A 17145-nucleotide genomic window follows, 5' to 3' on the forward strand; every position below is an offset into this window, starting at 1 on the left:
CAAAGTTGACCTGGCGCCCGGGGCGCTCGGGTTCCGCTACGACACCGGGCTGTATCTGCAGTTCCGCGCCGCCACCCGACCCGTTCGCGCCCGCGCCTCCGCCCGACGGGCAGGCGCCGCCACCCCCTCCGCCGCCGTGGATGCCCCCGGTGGCACAGCCGGCCGCGGCCTCGGCCGACGGGCAGAATCCCGCCCCCTTCACCGGCACGCCGCCGTTCGGGCCGCCCTCGTTCGTCCCGAAAACCGGCTCGACGGTGGGTGTGGCCCAGCCGATCATCGTCAACTTCCCCGGAACGGTTGAGGACGCCGGCGCGGCCATCAACGCCGTGCACGTCTCGTCCGTGCCGCCGGTGCCGGGCAAGTTCTACTGGATGACGCCGACCCAGCTGCGCTGGCGTCCGCTGAGCTTCTGGCCCGCGCACACCGCGGTGACCGTCGACGCCGGCGGTACGGTGACCAACTTCCAGACCGGCGACACGCTGGTGGCGACGGCCGACGACGCCACCCACCAGCTGACCGTTACGCGCAACGGCACGGTGGAGAAGACCTTCCCGATGTCGATGGGCATGACGTCCGGTAATCACCAGACCCCCAATGGCACCTACTACGTGCAGGACAAGAAGGCGTCCGTGGTGATGGACTCCTCGACCTACGGGGTCCCGGTCAACTCGACCTACGGCTACAAGGTGACGGTGGAGGACGCGGTTCGCTTCGACAATGTCGGCGACTACGTGCACAGCGCGCCATGGTCGGTGGACGATCAGGGCAAGCGCGACGTCAGCCACGGCTGCATCAACATCAGCCCCACCAATGCCAAGTGGTTCTTCGACAATTTCGGCCCGGGTGATCCCATCATCGTGAAGAACTCCAGCGGCGGAAACTACAAGAAGAACGACGGCTCGGCCGACTGGATCAACTAGCCTTCAGCCCAGCAGACGCAAAATCGCCCATTCCGTCCCGGAACTGGGCGATTTTGCGTCTGTTCGCGAGTGCAAGCGGCTGGGGCTTTCGCCGGGCCGCGGATTATGTATAGCATCATACATAAGCCAGGCCCGAAGGAGCGGCGATGCGCAGTCCACGCGAGCGGATGGTGATCTCCGCCGCGCTGTTGATCAGGGAGCGGGGCGCGCACGCGACCGCGATCTCGGACGTCCTCGAGCACAGCGGCGCGCCGCGCGGATCGGCCTACCACTACTTCCCGGGCGGGCGAACCCAACTGCTTTGCGAGGCGGTGGATTTCGCCGGTGAGCACGTCGCCGCGATCATCGCCGAGGCCGAGAACGGGCCTGAGCTGATGGACACCCTGATCGAGAAGTATCGCCGCCAACTGCTCGACAGCGACTTCCGCGCGGGCTGCCCCGTGGTCGCGGTTTCCGTGGAGGCCGGCGAGGAAGAGCGGATGGCGCCCGTCGTCGAACGGGCGGCATCGGTGTTCGACCGCTGGACCGACCTGATCGCGCAGCGCTTCATCGCCGACGGCATCCCGCGCGCACGGGCTGCCGACCTGGCGATGCTGGCCACCAGCGCGCTGGAGGGCGCGATCGTGCTGGCCAGGGTGCGCCGCGACCTCACCCCCCTCGACGTCGTGCACCGCCAGCTACGTGACCTGCTGTCGGCCGAGGCGAACAGAAAGGGCGTCCCGCGATGACCGGTGAATGGAAGTCCACGGCGTGCATCCTGTGCGAGTGCAACTGCGGCATCGTCGTCCAAGTCGAAGATCGCCGGCTGGCCCGCATCAGGGGCGATAAGGCCCACCCGGCGTCGCAGGGTTACACCTGCAACAAAGCCTTGCGGCTGGACCACTATCAGAACAGCGGCGCCCGATTGACCTCTCCGCTGCGCCGGCGTGCCGACGGCACCTTCGAGGAGATCGGCTGGGACACCGCGATTGTCGAGATCGCCGAGGGTTTCAAGCACATCCGCGACGCTTACGGCGGGGACAAGATCTTCTACTACGGCGGCGGCGGCCAGGGCAATCACCTGGGCGGGGCCTACAGCGGCGCGTTCCTCAAAGCCCTCGGTTCGCGCTACCGGTCAAATGCCTTGGCGCAGGAGAAGACCGGTGAAGCCTGGATCGACGGTCAGCTGTACGGCGGCCACACGCGAGGCGAATTCGAGCACGCCGAAGTGTCGGTGTTCGTCGGGAAGAACCCGTGGATGTCGCAGAGCTTTCCCCGCGCCCGGGTGGTGCTCAACGAGATCGCCAAGGACCCGAAGCGGTCGATGATCGTCATCGATCCGGTCGTCACCGACACCGCCAAGATGTCCGACTTCCATCTACGAGTGCAACCCGGCACCGACGCGTGGTGTCTGGCCGCGCTGGCGGCCGTCCTCGTCCAGGAAAACCTCTGTGACGAAAAGTTTCTGGCCGAACACGTGCGCGGCGCCGAGTCCGTCCGCGCCGAGCTGCGCGAGGTGCCGGTGGCCGAGTACTCGCAACGGTGCGGGGTGGACGAGGAGTTGTTGCGCGCGGCGGCGCGGCGCATCGGCGCGGGGGCCAGCGTATCGGTGTTCGAGGACCTCGGTGTGCAGCAGGCGCCCAACAGCACGCTCTGCTCGTACCTGAACAAGCTGCTGTGGATCTTTACCGGCAACTTCGCGAAAAAGGGTGGCCAGCATCTACATTCGGCGTTCGGGCCGCTGTTCGGCCAGTTCTCCGGGCGCACGCCGGTGACCGGCGCCCCCATCATCTCCGGATTGGTGCCCAGCAACGTCGTGCCCGAGGAGATCCTGACCGATCACCCGGACCGGTTCCGGGCCATGATCGTGGAGAGCAGCAATCCCGCGCATTCGCTGGCCAACTCGGCCGCGTGCCGGGAGGCCTTTCAGGCGCTGGAACTGATGGTCGTCATCGACGTCGCGATGACCGAGACCGCCCGGCTCGCGCACTACGTGCTGCCCGCGGCCTCCCAGTTCGAGAAGCCGGAAGCCACGTTCTTCAATCTGGAGTTCCCGCACAACGCTTTTCAGCTGCGCCGGCCGTTGCTCGAACCGTTGCCGGGGACGCTGCCCGAGCCGGAGATCTGGGCGCGGCTGGTGCGCGCCCTGGGCATGGTCGACGACGCGGATCTGCGGCCATTGTCCGAAGCCGCCCGGCGCGGGCGAGCGGCCTACACCGAAGCCTTCCTCACCGCCACCGCAACCAACCCGACCGTCGCCAAGCTGCTTCCCTACGTCCTCTACGAGACGCTCGGGCCCACGCTGCCGGAAGGTCTGCGCGGCGCCGCCGCGCTGTGGGGGCTCGCCCAGAAGGCCGCCCTGACCTATCCCGAGGCGGTGCGCCGGGCCGGTCACGCCGACGGCAACGCGCTGTTCGACGCGATCCTCGACACCCCGTCCGGGGTGACGTTCACCGTCCACAACTACGAGGACGACTTCGCCTTGATCAGCCACGCCGACCACAAGATCGCGCTCGAAATTCCCGCCATGCTCGACGATTTGCGTGCGCTGACCGCGGCCCCGCCGCGGCTGACCACACCGGATTTCCCGATCGTGCTGTCGGTGGGCGAGCGCCGGGCCTACACCGCCAACGACATCTTCCGCGACCCCTCCTGGCGCAAGCGCGACGCGGACGGGGCGTTGCGCGTCAGCGTCGAGGACGCCCAGGCGCTCGGACTCGTCGACCGAGGCCGCGCCCGCATCAGCACCGCGGCCGGCAGTGCCGAGGCCACCGTCGAGATCACCGAGACCATGCTGGCCGGACATGCGGCCCTGCCCAACGGATTTGGGCTCGACTACGTCGACGGCGACGGGCATACCGTGGTCCCGGGCGTCGCCCCGAACGCACTCACCTCGACGGAATGGCGCGACCCCTACGCCGGCACGCCATGGCACAAGCACGTGCCCGCCCGGATCGAGCCGGCGGGAGTGCCCGTCAGTTCCAGATCCTGACCCGGCGCTGCGGCTCGAGGAACAAGCCGTCGTCCTCGGACACCTCGAAGGCGTCGTAGAACGCGTCCATGTTGCGGATGACGCCGTTGCAGCGGAACTCCGGCGGCGAGTGCGGATCGGTTGCCAACCGCCGGATCGCTTCCGCCTGACGGGATTTGGTGCGCCACACCTGGGCCCAGCCGTAAAACACCCGTTGCACTCCGGTGAGACCGTCGATGACGGGCGCGGGCCGGCCGTTCAGGGACAGCTGGTAGGCCAGCAGGGCGATCGACAACCCGCCCAGGTCACCGATGTTCTCGCCGACGGTGAATGCGCCGTTCACGTGGTGGCCGGCATCCAGCCCCCGGGGCGTGTACGCGTCGTACTGGTCGATGAGCGCTTTGGTGCGGGCGCCGAATTCGGCGCGGTCGGCGTCGGTCCACCAGTCCACCAGGTTGCCGTCCCCGTCGTACTTCGCGCCTTGGTCGTCGAAACCGTGCCCGATCTCGTGCCCGATCACCGAGCCGATCCCGCCGTAGTTGGCGGCGTCGTCGGCCTCGGCGTCGAAGAACGGCGGCTGCAAAATTGCTGCCGGGAAAACGATTTCGTTCATCCCCGGGTTGTAATAGGCGTTGACCGTCTGGGGAGTCATGAACCACTCGTCTTTGTCGACCGGGCCGCCCAGCTTGGCCAGTTCGCGGTCGTGGTTGACCGCGTAGCCGCGCTGGAAGTTGCCGTAGAGGTCGGTGCGGTCGATCACCACCTTGGAGTAGTCCCGCCACGTGGCCGGGTAGCCGACCTTGGCGACGAACTTGTCCAGCTTGGCCAGCGCACGCTCCCGGGTTTGCGGCGTCATCCAGTCCAGCTCGTTGATGGACAGCCGATACGCCGCCTTCAAGTTCTCCACCAACGCGTCGATGCGGGCCTTGGCGTCCGGCGGGAAATACCGCTGCACGTAGAGCTTTCCGACGGCATCGCCCATCAGGTGTTCCACCAGCGACACCGCCCGCTTCCAGCGTTCCCGGATCTGCTCTGCCCCGGTGAGCAGGCGGCCATAGAAGTCGAAATCCGCGGCGACCAGCTCGTCGGTCAGCCAGGACGCGCGGGCGCGGATCAACCGCCAACGGGCCCAATCCTTCCAGTCCGCCAGGTCGGCGCTGGACCACAGGGCGGCGAAGGCGGTGAGGTAATCGGGTTGGCGCAGAATGGTTTCCGCGAAGTCCTGCGGTGTGGCGCCCAGCGCGTTCACCCAGCCGGTCCAGTCGAAGCCCTTCCCTTCGGTCTGCAGCTCGGCGAAGGTGCGCAGGTTGTAGCTGAGCTCGGCGTCCCGCCGCTTGACCACGTCCCAGTGCGCGGCGGCCAGCTTGCCCTCCAGCGCCACGATGCGGGCCGCGGTCTCGGCGTGCGCGTCCGGGGTCCCGCCGTACACCAGGTGAAACATCCGCGCGATGTGACCGGGGTAGGCCGCCAGCACCTCGGCGTGCCGCTCTTCGCGGAAGTAGGACTCGTCGGGCAATCCGATGCCGGACTGGGTGACATGCACCAGATACCGGGCCGAGTTCTTGGCGTCGGTATCGATATACAGCGCGACGCCACCGCCCACTCCGGTGCGCTGCAGCGCACCCACCGCCGCGGCCAACGCGTCCGGGTCCGCGGCGTCGTCGATGGTGGCCAGCTCGTCGAGGAGCGGTTGCAGGCCGCGGCGCTTGACGGCCTCCTCGTCGAGGAAGCTCGCGTAGAGGTCGCCGATGCGTTGCTGATCGGTGCCCGGCGGGGCGCCCGTCTCGCTGGCCTCGATGATCAAGTCGCGCACCTGTTCTTCGGCGCGGTCGTAAAGGTGGCGGAACGCGCCGTCAGTCGCCCGGTCCGCCGGGATCTCGTAATCGGCCAGCCAGCGGCCGTTGACATGACCGAACAGGTCGTCTTGGGGGCGGGTGTTGGCGTCGACATGGCTCAGGTCGATCCCCGAGCGAATGGCCTCTACAGTCACCCCGCCATCCTTCCATCTTTGTCGGGTGCGACGATCGGGCCATGTCCGACGGCGAGCGCACCGAGCCAGCAATCCAGGAAACGGAAGAGGCAGACCTCGCCGAACCCGACGAAGCCCTCGACGACGAATCCGAGGTCGCCGACGGCCCGATGTTCTCCCCGTACGGCATCGCGTCGGCCGTCCTGGGCGTGCTGTCGGTGGCCGCGATCGTGTTCGGGTTCTTCCTCTGGTCCGGGCATCGCGACGACACGGGTGAACGCCGCTACCTCACCCGCGTCATGCAAACCGCCGCCGACTGGACGGGCGTGCTGATCAACATGAACAGCGGCAACGTCGACTCCAGCCTGCAACACCTGCACGACGGGACGGTCGGCGAACTCAACACCGACTTCGACGCCGCCATGCAGCCCTACCGGCAGGTGGTGGAGAAGCTGCAGTCCAAGAGCGCCGGGCGCATCGACGCGGTGGCGGTCGAGGCCGTGCGCCACGACCTGGACACCCAGCCCGGCGTTTCCCGGCCCGTGGTCACCACCAAGTTGCCGCCCTTCGCGAGCCGCCTGGATTCGGTCATGCTGGTCGCGACGTCGGTCAGCGAGAACGCCGGAGCGAAACCGCAGACGGTGCACTGGAACCTGCGGCTCGACGTCGTCAACGTGGACGGCAAGCTGATGATCTCGGGACTGGAATCGATCCGATGAGAAATTTGTGGCGCCTGCTCGCGTTCGACATCCTGGCCCCGGTGGCCGCGATCGCGGGGTTGCTGGCGATCGGCCTGATTCTGAGTTGGCCGCTGTGGTGGGTTTCGGCGTGCTCGGTGCTGGTGCTGTTGATCGTCGAGGGTGTATTGGTCAATTTTTGGCTGCTGCGCCGTGATTCGGTCAGCGTCGGTACCGATGACGACGCGCCGGGCCTGCGATTGGCCGTCGTCTTGCTCTGCACGGCCGCGCTGGTGGCCGCGGTGGTCACCGGATACACGCACTGGACGCGCTCGGACCGCGAGTTCAAGGACGACTCCCGCGACGTGGTTCGGGTCGCCACGGGCATGGCGGAGGCGATGGCGTCGTTCACCCCCGCCGACCCGAACAGCTCCATCGACCGCGCCACGGCGTTGATCGTCCCCGACCACGCCGCCGCGTTCAAAGAGCAGTACACGAAGACCAGCGCCGAGCTGGCCCAGCACAACGTCACCGCTCAGGCCGCGACGCTGGCGGCCGGGGTCGAGGCCCTCGGGCCATCGGCCGCCAGTGTGGCGGTGATCCTGCGGGTCACCCAGAACGCTCCGGGCCAGCCCGCCAGCCGGTCGGCGCCCGCGCTGCGGGTGGCGCTGACCAAGCACGGCGACGCGTGGCTGGTATCGGACGTGCTGCCGATCAGGTGATCAGTTGGAGTCCGCCGAGCGCGTCGACTTCACCTTGACGAACCGGTCCGACAGTCGGCGCATCCGGATCATCAGCGCGGCCGACGGGCTGGTGCTGCCGTCCAGGTAGGCGATGAGCTCCTCGGCGGTCACCCCGATGCGGGAGGCGAATTCCTGCTCGGCCAGGCCCGATCGGTCGATGAGCAGCCGCACGTGGCGGGCCACCTCGGCCCGTTCGTTGGCCTCCAGGTGGGTGCGGGCGCGTTCCAGCACTTCCCACAGCGCTTTGGAGATGCCGTAGGGGCGGGTGCCTTCGAGCACCTCTTCGACCTGGCGGGCGGTGCGCCCGAACGGATCGCGCTTCAAAGCCGCGGCGATACGCTTCCAGGTGGCGATGTCGCCGCCTTGCAGCGCGGCGCGAATGGCGGACGTCGGCCAGAACTCCACCGGCTGGTCGGCGTCTTGAACAGGTCCACTGCGAGATCCACCGCCGGCGCCGCCCTCGCGCATGTGCGGATCGGGGCCCGGCCGGTGGGACGGCAGTGTGGAGCGTCGGTCAGGTGCCAACGTCACCTCGCCTCCTCCAGCATCGCTACGGCCACCGACAGGCAGCGCTGCCTGATCTCCTCCCAGTCCGGGTGGGCGTCGGCCTCGGACGACCCCTGCTCGTCGTTTAAATCACAGGGATCCGGATCAGCGAGGCGACGCACCAACTGGGTGGCGATCCATTCCCGCCTGGGCGACTGACAACAGTAATACCTGTCCATGCCGGCCAGCACCACAGCGGCGGTCTCGGGCTCCAACGTTTCAACCATATCGGCAAAGTCGGCGTAATCGCGGCGACTGTTACGGCACATGATGAGGTACCCCTTCAGCCGCAGCGTCTCGGCGCCGGTCGGGACCAGCAGCCGGTCGCCGGTGGGCAGCTGAACGTGGGTGGTTTCCACCGGGCTGCGGCGTTCGTACACCGGCCGGTCCGCGGTGTCGGTCTCGCTCTCCAGTGCGTCGATGGCGACCGAAAGCCGCCCTCGCCACAACGTGACCGGGTGGACGGGCCGGTCCGACCCCACGATCGCCTTGGCGATGCCGTTGCGTGACGTCAGGCCACCGACGAGCTTCTTGGCCGTGCCGTTGGTGTGACCGTTGCTGCCGGTCCTGCGGTCGGCGGCGCCCACCGCGACGCCCGCCTTCTCGTCGTCGATGTTGACCTGGTGGGGAATCTGGCCGGGGTCACGGCCGCGATCCTGGTCCGGTCCCCGCAGCTGCGCGGCCTGCCGCTCCCTGGCGCTGCGCCCGCAGCCGGTGAACGCCAGCGGATCGGTCACGCAGATGGCGTCGGGCGCCAGGTGCTTGAGCTTGGCCGCCGACTTGAGCACCATCCGCAGGTCGGCGTTGGGCGCCGTCAGCGCCGATATGTCGTCGGGAATGACCACGACGTCGCCGAGATCGACCTCCGGCAGCGGCCGGTCGAAGTCGACCGACGGCAGCACGCGCGACAGCCACGGCGGGATCCACCAGTTCCACTGCGCGAACATCGCCATCAGCGCCGGCACCAAGACCAGCCGCACCACGGTCGCGTCCACGGCGATCGCCACCGCACACGCCACGCCGATCTCGGCCACCAGCGGCATGCCGGCGAACGCGAAGCCGATGAAGACGGCGATCATGATCAGCGCCGCGCTGGTGATGGTGCGGGCGCTGGTGCTCACGCCGTACGCGACGGCGTCGCGGGTGTTGCCGGAATGCAGGAAGCGTTCCCTGATGCGGGTCAGCAGGAAGATCTCGTAGTCCATCGACAACCCGAAGGTCATCGCGAGCACCAGCGGGGGGACCGTGCTGTCGATCGAGCTGATCTGGGCGAACCCGAGGTCCTTCAGCCAGCCCCACTGGAACACCATCACCAGGCTGCCGTAGGCGGCCGCGACCGACAGCAGGGTCATCAGCACGCCCTTGAGCGCCAGGAACACCGAGTGGACCGAGAGCAGCAGCATCACGAACGCGATGAGCGCCACGATGGCCAGCACCAGCGGCTCGGTCTTGGACACCTGGTCGTCGAAGTCCTTGATCAGCGCGGTCGGGCCGCCGACGTCCACTCGTGCGGTTCCCCGGTCGGGCACCTTGGGCAGCTGCGCGCGCATCCAGCCGACGGTCTCGCGGGCGCGCATGTCCTCGGGGTCGACCGACAACACCGCGGACAGCAGGGTGCTGCCGTTGTCCTCGGCGAATTGCGGCGGCGCCACCGAGACGATGTTCGGGGCCTGCGTCATCCGCTGCCGGATCGCGCTGATGGTCTGGCTGTGTTCGGGCGAGGCGGCCCCGCCGTCCGGGAAGGTGACGAGCACCCGAATCGGGCCGAGCGCGCCGGGGCCCAGGGCCTGGGCCGCCGCGCCCACCCCGGCGCGGATTTCGTGCGACGAGTCGAACTGGCGCAGCAGGCTGTTGCCCAACACCATCGAGGAGGCCGGTGCGGCCATGACGAGCAGGACCAGCGAGGCGGCCAGCGCCGATATCCACGGCCGGCGCATCACCCAGCCGATCCAGCGGTTCCAGAACCGGGATTGGGCACCCTCCGGCCCGCGCGACCAATGCAGGAATGCCGATCGCTTGGCGGCCGAGCGTCCGAACGTCGCCAGGGCCGCGGGGGTCAGCGTGGTCGACGTCAGCATCGCGACCGCGACGGCCAGAATGGCGCCGGTGGCCATCGACTTCAGCGCCGGGGTGTTGATCACGTAGATCCCGGTGAGCGAGGCGACGACGGTCATCCCGGACAGCACCACGGCCAGCCCCGAGGTGGCCATCGCGGCATCGACGGCCTCACGCGGCTCGCGGCCGGACCGCAGCTCCTCGCGGAAACGCATCAAGATGAACAGCGAATAGTCCACGGCGAGGGCGATGCCGAACATGGAGACCGTCGAGGTCACGAACACCGACATGGTCGTGTAGGCCGACAGCAGGTAGACCAGGCCCATGGTGACCACGACCGTGCAGACGCCGAGCGCAAGCGGGATGGCCGCGGCGGCCAGCGAGCCGAACACCGCGAGCAGGACGATGAGGATCACCGGCAGGTTCCAGCGCTCGGCGGCGGCGATGTCGTGCTTGGTGTTCTGCGCCGCGGCGGCGGAGAGCGCGCCCTGGCCGATCACGTACAGCCGCACCCGCCCGTCCGCGGTCTGGCCGGGCTGGTCGCCGTTGACGCCGACCTTCTTGCGCAGCTGTTTGGCGACGTCGCTGGTGTTCCGCGAATCCAGCCGCAGCGAAAGCACGTACGGTCGGTCGGGTTGCGGTGGCCGCTGGGTGGGGTTGGGCACCTCCGAGACGCCGGGAACCTCGGCGGCGGTTTGCCTCAGCAGCGCGACCGCGTCGTTGATGTCCGAGTAGCTGGCGTCCGGGCGCGGGGCCGCCACCAGGGCGAGCGACGACGACCCCTGGTCGTGGTACAGCTCCTCGAGCTGATCGTGGACGAGCAGCGACTGCGAGCCGGCCACCTCGAAACCGCCGCCGGTCAGATTCCCCGACTGCGTCAAGGCCAGATAGACCGCCGGAACCAAAGCCAGCAACCAGCCGGTGAAGACCAACCAGCGGTACTTACGCAGGCTGCGGCTGAGGCGCATCATTAACTGCTGGATTTCGTCACTCCCCGTGTATCGCGTAACGCGTGTTGGCGAGAATACCGCAGCGACCTGTGGATGATGTGAGCTTTCTAGTTCCTGAGCTGCAACGACGGCGTTGTTGCCAAGACGCTGCCAAGCCGTTGTGAGCCGGTGACCGGCGGGACTTTCCCCACAGGGCCGCGCTCGGGCTGGCAGGGGTGCCGCCGGCGATGGCAGGATGTCGGATGGCCCGCGGAGCCCTGGGGAGTTCCGCTATCGATGAGGCCGTCCATTGCAGCCGTTTGCGAGGTGTCGATGCTGCGTGCGACGTCGCAAACACTAAGGAGTTTCCATGACGAGAGGCACCGCGACCGGGCGCCGCAGAATCTTCGCCGGGCTGATCGCCGCCACCCTGCCGTGCGCCGCCCTCGCGGTCCTGGCGGGGCCGCCGGCCACGGGCGCTACCGACCCGTGCTCGGCCAGCGAAGTCGCCCGGACGATCGGTTCGGTCTCCAAGTCGATGGGGGACTACCTGGACTCGCATCCCGAGACCAACCAGAAGATGACCTCGATGCTGCAGCAGCAGGCGGGCCCGCAGTCGATGACCGGGCTGAAGTCCTACTTCGAGGCCAACCCCAAGGTGGCCGGCGACATGACGTCGATCGCCCAGCCCCTGACCAACCTGTCGCTGCAGTGCAAGTTGCCGATCTCGCCCACCCAGGCGATGGGCATGATGCAGCAGGCGCAGGGCGCCGCCGGCGGGCTGCCCGCCCTGCCGGGTAATGCGGCGGGGGCGTCACCGCTGGCCGGCACGCCGGCCACCGGCCCCGTCGCACCGGCGCCGGCCAACACGCTGTCGGGCCCGCCGCGCGGCAACACCGCCGGCTAGTTCCCGGTTTCCGGGCTGCGATCGGGCGGCAACGGGCCCTGCAGCGCGGTCTCGGTCGGATCGTTGGTGGGCTGGTTCTGCGGCGGGGTCGGTTCGGTGTCGGGCACGGGCTCCTCGTCGTCCGGGACGGCGACGTTCTCCGTGCGGAACACGAAGAAGAACACCACCCACCCGATTGCGGACATCAGCAACCAGCTGATCAGCCGGTAGATCAGCATGGCCGAGATCGCGTTGGGCAGCGACATGCCGCTGGACACCAGCCCGGGCACCAGCACCGCCTCCACCACCAACAACCCGCCCGGCATCAGCGGTATGGTGCCGACGGCGCGGGCGGCCGCGTAGGCCACCGTGAGCCCGGCGACCGACGCGTGGTCCCCGGCGGCGTACGCCGCGAAGCCGAGGCACGCCACGTCGGCGACCCAGTTGAACATCGACCAACCGAACGCCACCCCCATGTCGCGACGGCCCAGGCTCACCGATTCCAGCTGCATCAGGGTCTGGCGCCATCTGTCCAGGCCGGTGTCGGCGGGCCGCCCGCGGACGGAGTTGACCCAGGACAACACCCGGCAGCCGATGCCGTCGATCAGCTCCGGCCGTGACGCGACGGCCTGGGCGAGAATCAGCAACGCGACGAAGCCGCCGAGGGTGAACAGCAACGAGAACGGGTTGTTCTTCGCACCGAGAAAGAACGCCCCGCCCAGCCCCAGCAGCGCAAGACCGACGGCCTGCAGGACGCCACCCATCACCAGCTGCCACGACGCGATCACCGTCGAGGCGCCCCAAAGCCGTTGCTGCCGAAGCAAAAACGTGGCGGAAAGCACCGGCCCTCCGGGCAGCGTGGTGCTCAGCGAGTTGGCGGCATAAATGGCGGCTTCGGATCGCAATTGTTTGACGTGCACGCCGGCCGACCGCAGCAGGGTGCGCTGGATTTGCGCGAAGCTATGCATCGACGCGGCCGACGCCACCACCGCCGCCAGCAGCCACCACCAGTTCGCCTCGTAGAGGCTCATCCACGCCTTGGCCAGCTGATGCCAGCCCAGGGCGACCTCCGCGGCAAGCACGATGGCGACGATCCCGAGGATGACCCACCGCAGCCACCAGTACTTCCCGCGCGGGGCCTCTTCGCGCGGGAAGTCGAGATTGCGGGCGGGTGCGTCGTGCGACACGTGATTTAGGGTAACGGTGCAGGTGGCGCGGGGATCGCCGCGCGTCGCCGACCGTGTCGTGGAAGTTCCGGGGTCGTAACCGGATCGTGCCGGGGTGGCCGCGTCGGGCCCACGTTGCGGACGGGTCTGCCACGTTTGGCGGTGCCCCGCGCCGGATAGGCTCACCCAATGCCGGCAAACACCGACGACGCTTCGGTCGAACCGCTCGTCCGCAAGACCGCAGCCTGGGCCTGGCGTTTGCTGGTGATCCTCGTCGCGGTCGTCGCCCTGCTCTGGGTGGTGAAAAAGCTCGAGATCATCGTCGTGCCGGTGCTGGTGGCTTTGCTGGTCAGCGCGCTGCTGCTGCCGGTGGTGGACTGGCTGGATCGGCGGGGCCTGCCCCGCGGCGGCGCGGTGGCGATGGTGTTGCTGGGCGGCTTCGCGATACTGGGCGGCATCCTGGCGTTCGTCGTCATCCAGTTCATCGACGGTGTGCCCGGCCTGACCGAGCAGGTGACCCGCAGCATCGAGTCCACCCGGCGCTGGCTGATCCACGGGCCCGCGCACCTGCGCAGCGAACAGATCGACAACGCGGGCAACGCCGCGATCGAGGCGTTGCGCAACAACCAGGCCAAGCTGGAAAGCGGTGCCCTGTCGACCGCGGCCACCATCACCGAGCTGGTCACCGCGGCGGTGTTGGTGCTGTTCACGTTGATCTTCTTCCTCTACGGCGGCCGCAACATCTGGGCATACGTGGTCAAGATCTTCCCGGCCGACGTCCGGGACCGGGTGAGCGAGGCGGGCCGCGCCGGCTACGGATCGCTGACCGGGTATGTGCGGGCCACCTTTCTGGTGGCCCTGACCGACGCGGCCGGGGTGGGCACGGGCCTTGCGATCATGGGCATCCCGCTCGCGCTGCCGCTGGCGTCCCTGGTGTTCCTGGGGGCCTTCATCCCGCTCGTCGGTGCGTTGATCTCGGGTCTGCTGGCCGTGGTGGTCGCCCTGCTGGCCAAAGGCGTTGTGTACGCGCTGATTACCCTGGGTCTGCTGATCGCGGTGAACCAGCTCGAGGCCCATGTGCTGCAGCCGCTGGTGATGGGCCGCGCCGTCTCGATTCACCCGCTCGGGGTGGTGTTGGCCATCTCCGCCGGTGGCGTGCTCGCCGGGATCGTCGGTGCGCTGCTGGCCGTGCCGACGGTCGCGTTCCTCAACAACGCGATGCAGGTGCTGCTCGCCCCGGATCCGGCCGCCGAAGCCGAGAAGCAGACCGAAGAGGCCGACGAGGGCAGCATCCTGCAGGCCGAACCGGACGAACCCGCAAAGGCCGACTAAGGCCTACAGCCGACCCTCGCGGCGCAGCAGATCCTGGGCGGACAAGCCGCCGCCCGAACGCCGGCGCTGGCGCGCGTCGCCGTTATCGGCCTGTCCGCGGGGGTTCAGCTTCTCCGTGGCGGCGTCGGCTTCGTCGCCCTCCGGCCGCGCGGACGGGAAGGCGGTGGTGGGTTCGACGGCGTCGCCCGTGTCGTCAGAACGGTTGGGGGGCACCGGGATCGCCCGGGTTTCGCCGCCGGACGGTGGTGCCGGCGGCGCGGCCGGCCCAGGGGCGGGAGGTCGCGCCGGCGGGGCGGCGTTGGCCGGCCGCTCGTGGGCCGGGTGGTGCGCTGGGCTGGCGGGAGCGGCGTTGGGCACCGAGAGGCGCGTCGTCTTGGCCTCCGTCGGCGCACCCGGGCGGGTCTGCAGCCGCGTGGTGTTGGCGGCATCGGACGGGGGCGCCGCGGGGCGCATCGCCGCGCCCGCGGGCACTTCCGTGCCGGGCTTGGGTTCGGCCGGCCCCGGACGGGTTGCGCGTGACGGCTCGAGGGCCGCGGGGTGGGTGGGGTCGTGCGGCTGGCGCGGCGCGGCCGCGACCAGGCTAGCCGCCACCGGGGGTCGCGCGGGCCGCCCGTTGAGGGTCGGCCGCTTGCGCTCGTCGGGAAGGTCGATCTCGCCCAGCCCGATCTTGTTTTGCAGGCGCCTCGCCCAGCGCGGGGCCCACCAGCAGTCGTCGCCGAGCAGTTTCATCACCGACGGCACCAGGAACATCCGGACCACGGTGGCGTCCAGCAACAGCGCCGCCATCAGGCCGAACGCCAGGTATTTCATCAGCACCAGGTCGGAGAACACGAAGGAACCGGCGACCACCGCGAGCACGAGCGCGGCGGCCGTGATCAGGCGACCGGTCGTCGCGGTGCCGATCCGGATGGCCTCGGCGGTCGACATGCCACGTTCGCGCGCCTCGACCATGCGCGAGACCAGGAACACCTCGTAGTCGGTGGCCAGACCGAACCCGACGGCGACCACGAGCGCGATCACCACCACCATCAGCGGGGTCGGCGTGAAGTTCAGCACGCCCGATAGGTGCCCGTCGACGAAGATCCAGGTCAGGATGCCCATCGTGGATCCGAGCGTCAACGCGCTCATCACCGCGGCCTTGACCGGCAACACCACCGACCCGAACGCCAGGAACATCAACAGCATGGTCGCGCCCAGCAGCAGCACCAGCATCAGCGGAGCCTTATCGAACAGGCTGTGAATGCTGTCCTGTTCTAGGGCGGGCGTGCCGCCGACATAGAGGTTGAGCCCCTTCGGGGGGTTCACGGCCCGCAGTTCGGCGATCTTCTTGGCGGCATCGTTCTTGTTGAGCAGGCCGTTCTGGATCACCCGCACCGAGCCGTCCTTGGGCACGGTCGTCCCATTGGGGCCGGCGACGCAAGGGTTGCCGGCGATGGCCGGACACGGCCGCTCCTGCCACTGCTTGTCGGTGAACCCGCCGATCGAGGAAATCCGGTTGCGGATGTCGGCCACCTGCTGGTCGGTCACCTTGCTGCCATTGGTGCTCTGGATCACCATGGTCAACTGTTCGGTCCGGTAGCCGGGGAATTGCTTGTCGAAGTGTTCCTGCGCCAGGCGCACCGAATTGTTTGGCGGCAAATACTTTTCGCTCATGCCGCCGAACGACAGGTTGCCCAGCGGGATGACCAGCAAGATCATGCCGACGGCGATCGGGATGGCGAACGCCAGCGGTCGCTTCATCACCCAGTTGACCAGCTTGCCCCAGAAGCCGGCCTCGACCTCTTCGCGGGTCTTGGTCTTCTGCAGCCGGTCGGCGAGCCAGTTCAGGTAGGCGCGCGACCACTTCCAGTTCCGCAGGAACGGCACCCGGAACGCGGTCCGCACGCCGAGCGCGTCGACGTGGCGGCCCAGGATGCCCAGGCAGGCCGGCAGGAACGTGATCGATAGCAACGCGGCAAGGCCCACCGCGGCGAAGATCGCATAGGTCAGCGAATGCACGAAGCCCTGCGGCAGCACCAGCAGGCTGGCGCTGGACGCGATGATCAGCACCGCCGAGAACGTCACGGTGCGCCCGGCCGTCATCACGGTTCTTCGCACCGCGGCCTCGGTGTCGTAGCCCTCGGCGATCTCCTCTCGGAACCGGCTCACCACGAAGAGTCCGTAGTCGATGGCGATACCCAGGCCGATCAGGGACACCACCGGTTGCGCGAAGAAGTGCACCGGGCCGAACACGGCGACCAGGCGCAGGATCCCGAGCGAGCCGGCGATGCTCAGGCCGCCGACGATGGCCGGTAGTCCGGCCGCGATGGCGCCGCCGAACACCAGGAACAGCACGACGGCCACCAGCGGCACCGCAAGGACCTCCATGCGACGCTGGTCGGTCGCGATGGTGCCGGTCAGGGCGTTGGCGATCGGCTCCAGGCCGGCGAGTTCCACCGCGCCGCCGTTGAGCTTCTGCAGACCCGGCGCGATGGCCTTGTAATTATTGAGAATGCTGTCGTCGTCGTCGCCCTTGAGCGGGATGGACACGAAGGTGTGCTTCTTGTCATCGCTGACCATTCCCTTGATGACCGGGTTCGTGCTGTCCGGTGCCGCCAGCCAGCCGGCCCAGCCGACGACCTGGTCGGGATGGTCGGTCTTGAACTTGTTGAGCTCGCCGACGACCTTGTCCCGCCACGCCGTGTCATCGACCGTCTGGCCGTTGGGAGCCGTAAAGGTGGCCACCACGTGGCTGGTCCGGTCCCGGCCGTAGGTCTTGTCGCCCAGCACCGAGGCCTTGACCGATTGGCTGCCGTCGTCGTAGAAGCCGCTCTGGGTGACATGCTTGCCGAGGCTGACCCCGAAGACGCCGCCGAGGAGGCACAGAGCTACCGTGACCCCGATAACGATGTACCGGTAGCGGTACACAGTTCGACCCCACCAGGCGAACACGCAAGCTCCTTACTGGATCGTTAACGACCCGCGCATCGGTT

The 17145-nt window shown here is 68.5% G+C and carries 12 protein-coding genes; 7 read left to right on the forward strand and 5 right to left on the reverse strand.

Going from position 1 to position 17145, the window contains the following annotated elements:
• Window positions 1-53 precede the first annotated feature (53 nt).
• The 3 genes from A5773_RS11050 to A5773_RS11060 all read left to right on the forward strand — a co-directional run bounded on the left by A5773_RS11050 (window position 54) and on the right by A5773_RS11060 (window position 3891).
• Complete coding sequence (locus A5773_RS11050; RefSeq protein ID WP_067790929.1) at window positions 54-920, forward strand: L,D-transpeptidase family protein; 867 nt, start codon at window positions 54-56, stop codon at window positions 918-920.
• 146 nt (window positions 921-1066) lie between these two features.
• Complete coding sequence (locus tag A5773_RS11055; protein WP_067790907.1) at window positions 1067-1648, forward strand: TetR/AcrR family transcriptional regulator; 582 nt, start codon at window positions 1067-1069, stop codon at window positions 1646-1648.
• A complete protein-coding gene (locus tag A5773_RS11060; protein ID WP_067790909.1) occupies window positions 1645-3891 on the forward strand; it encodes a molybdopterin-dependent oxidoreductase in 2247 nt (748 codons plus the stop codon). Before A5773_RS11055 ends, A5773_RS11060 begins: the two co-directional genes overlap by 4 nt.
• Here the strand turns inward: A5773_RS11060 and A5773_RS11065 are convergent.
• Window positions 3875-5860: a M13 family metallopeptidase gene (locus A5773_RS11065; protein WP_066947068.1), complete on the reverse strand. Its 1986-nt coding sequence runs from the start codon at window positions 5858-5860 to the stop codon at window positions 3875-3877. The two genes, A5773_RS11060 and A5773_RS11065, sit on opposite strands and share 17 nt — an antisense overlap.
• A gap of 41 nt (window positions 5861-5901) precedes the next feature.
• Between A5773_RS11065 and A5773_RS11070 the strand changes: the two genes are divergently transcribed.
• On the forward strand, window positions 5902-6558 hold the full coding sequence (locus A5773_RS11070) for a hypothetical protein (RefSeq protein WP_066947072.1): 657 nt from the start codon (window positions 5902-5904) through the stop codon (window positions 6556-6558).
• Window positions 6555-7238 (forward strand): hypothetical protein, encoded by a 684-nt coding sequence (locus A5773_RS11075; protein WP_066947075.1) that lies wholly within the window; start codon window positions 6555-6557, stop codon window positions 7236-7238. Before A5773_RS11070 ends, A5773_RS11075 begins: the two co-directional genes overlap by 4 nt.
• On the opposite strand, the gene A5773_RS11080 is transcribed toward A5773_RS11075, so the two are convergent.
• Together A5773_RS11080 and A5773_RS11085 are read right to left on the reverse strand one after the other, a co-directional pair.
• Window positions 7239-7727 carry a hypothetical protein gene (locus tag A5773_RS11080; RefSeq protein WP_066947078.1) on the reverse strand — a complete coding sequence of 163 codons (489 nt, stop codon included), beginning with the start codon at window positions 7725-7727 and terminating at the stop codon, window positions 7239-7241.
• Between the two features lie 59 nt (window positions 7728-7786).
• Window positions 7787-10831 (reverse strand): efflux RND transporter permease subunit, encoded by a 3045-nt coding sequence (locus A5773_RS11085; RefSeq protein ID WP_066947082.1) that lies wholly within the window; start codon window positions 10829-10831, stop codon window positions 7787-7789.
• A gap of 328 nt (window positions 10832-11159) precedes the next feature.
• Between A5773_RS11085 and A5773_RS11090 the strand changes: the two genes are divergently transcribed.
• Window positions 11160-11696 (forward strand): hemophore, encoded by a 537-nt coding sequence (locus A5773_RS11090; RefSeq protein WP_067790911.1) that lies wholly within the window; start codon window positions 11160-11162, stop codon window positions 11694-11696.
• On the opposite strand, the gene A5773_RS11095 is transcribed toward A5773_RS11090, so the two are convergent.
• Window positions 11693-12862 (reverse strand): TIGR00374 family protein, encoded by a 1170-nt coding sequence (locus tag A5773_RS11095; RefSeq protein WP_067790913.1) that lies wholly within the window; start codon window positions 12860-12862, stop codon window positions 11693-11695. The genes A5773_RS11090 and A5773_RS11095 overlap by 4 nt on opposite strands.
• Window positions 12863-13030: 168 nt before the next feature.
• Between A5773_RS11095 and A5773_RS11100 the strand changes: the two genes are divergently transcribed.
• Window positions 13031-14173, forward strand: a complete 1143-nt coding sequence (locus tag A5773_RS11100; protein ID WP_066947089.1) for an AI-2E family transporter — start codon at window positions 13031-13033, stop codon at window positions 14171-14173.
• 3 nt (window positions 14174-14176) lie between these two features.
• On the opposite strand, the gene A5773_RS11105 is transcribed toward A5773_RS11100, so the two are convergent.
• Entirely contained in the window at window positions 14177-17104 is a 2928-nt protein-coding gene (locus A5773_RS11105) for an MMPL family transporter (protein ID WP_066947092.1), read from the reverse strand.
• Window positions 17105-17145: the final 41 nt, after the last annotated feature.

The sequence above is a fragment of the Mycobacterium sp. 852014-52450_SCH5900713 genome, from assembly GCF_001667075.1.
Taxonomy (GTDB): Bacteria; Actinomycetota; Actinomycetes; order Mycobacteriales; family Mycobacteriaceae; genus Mycobacterium.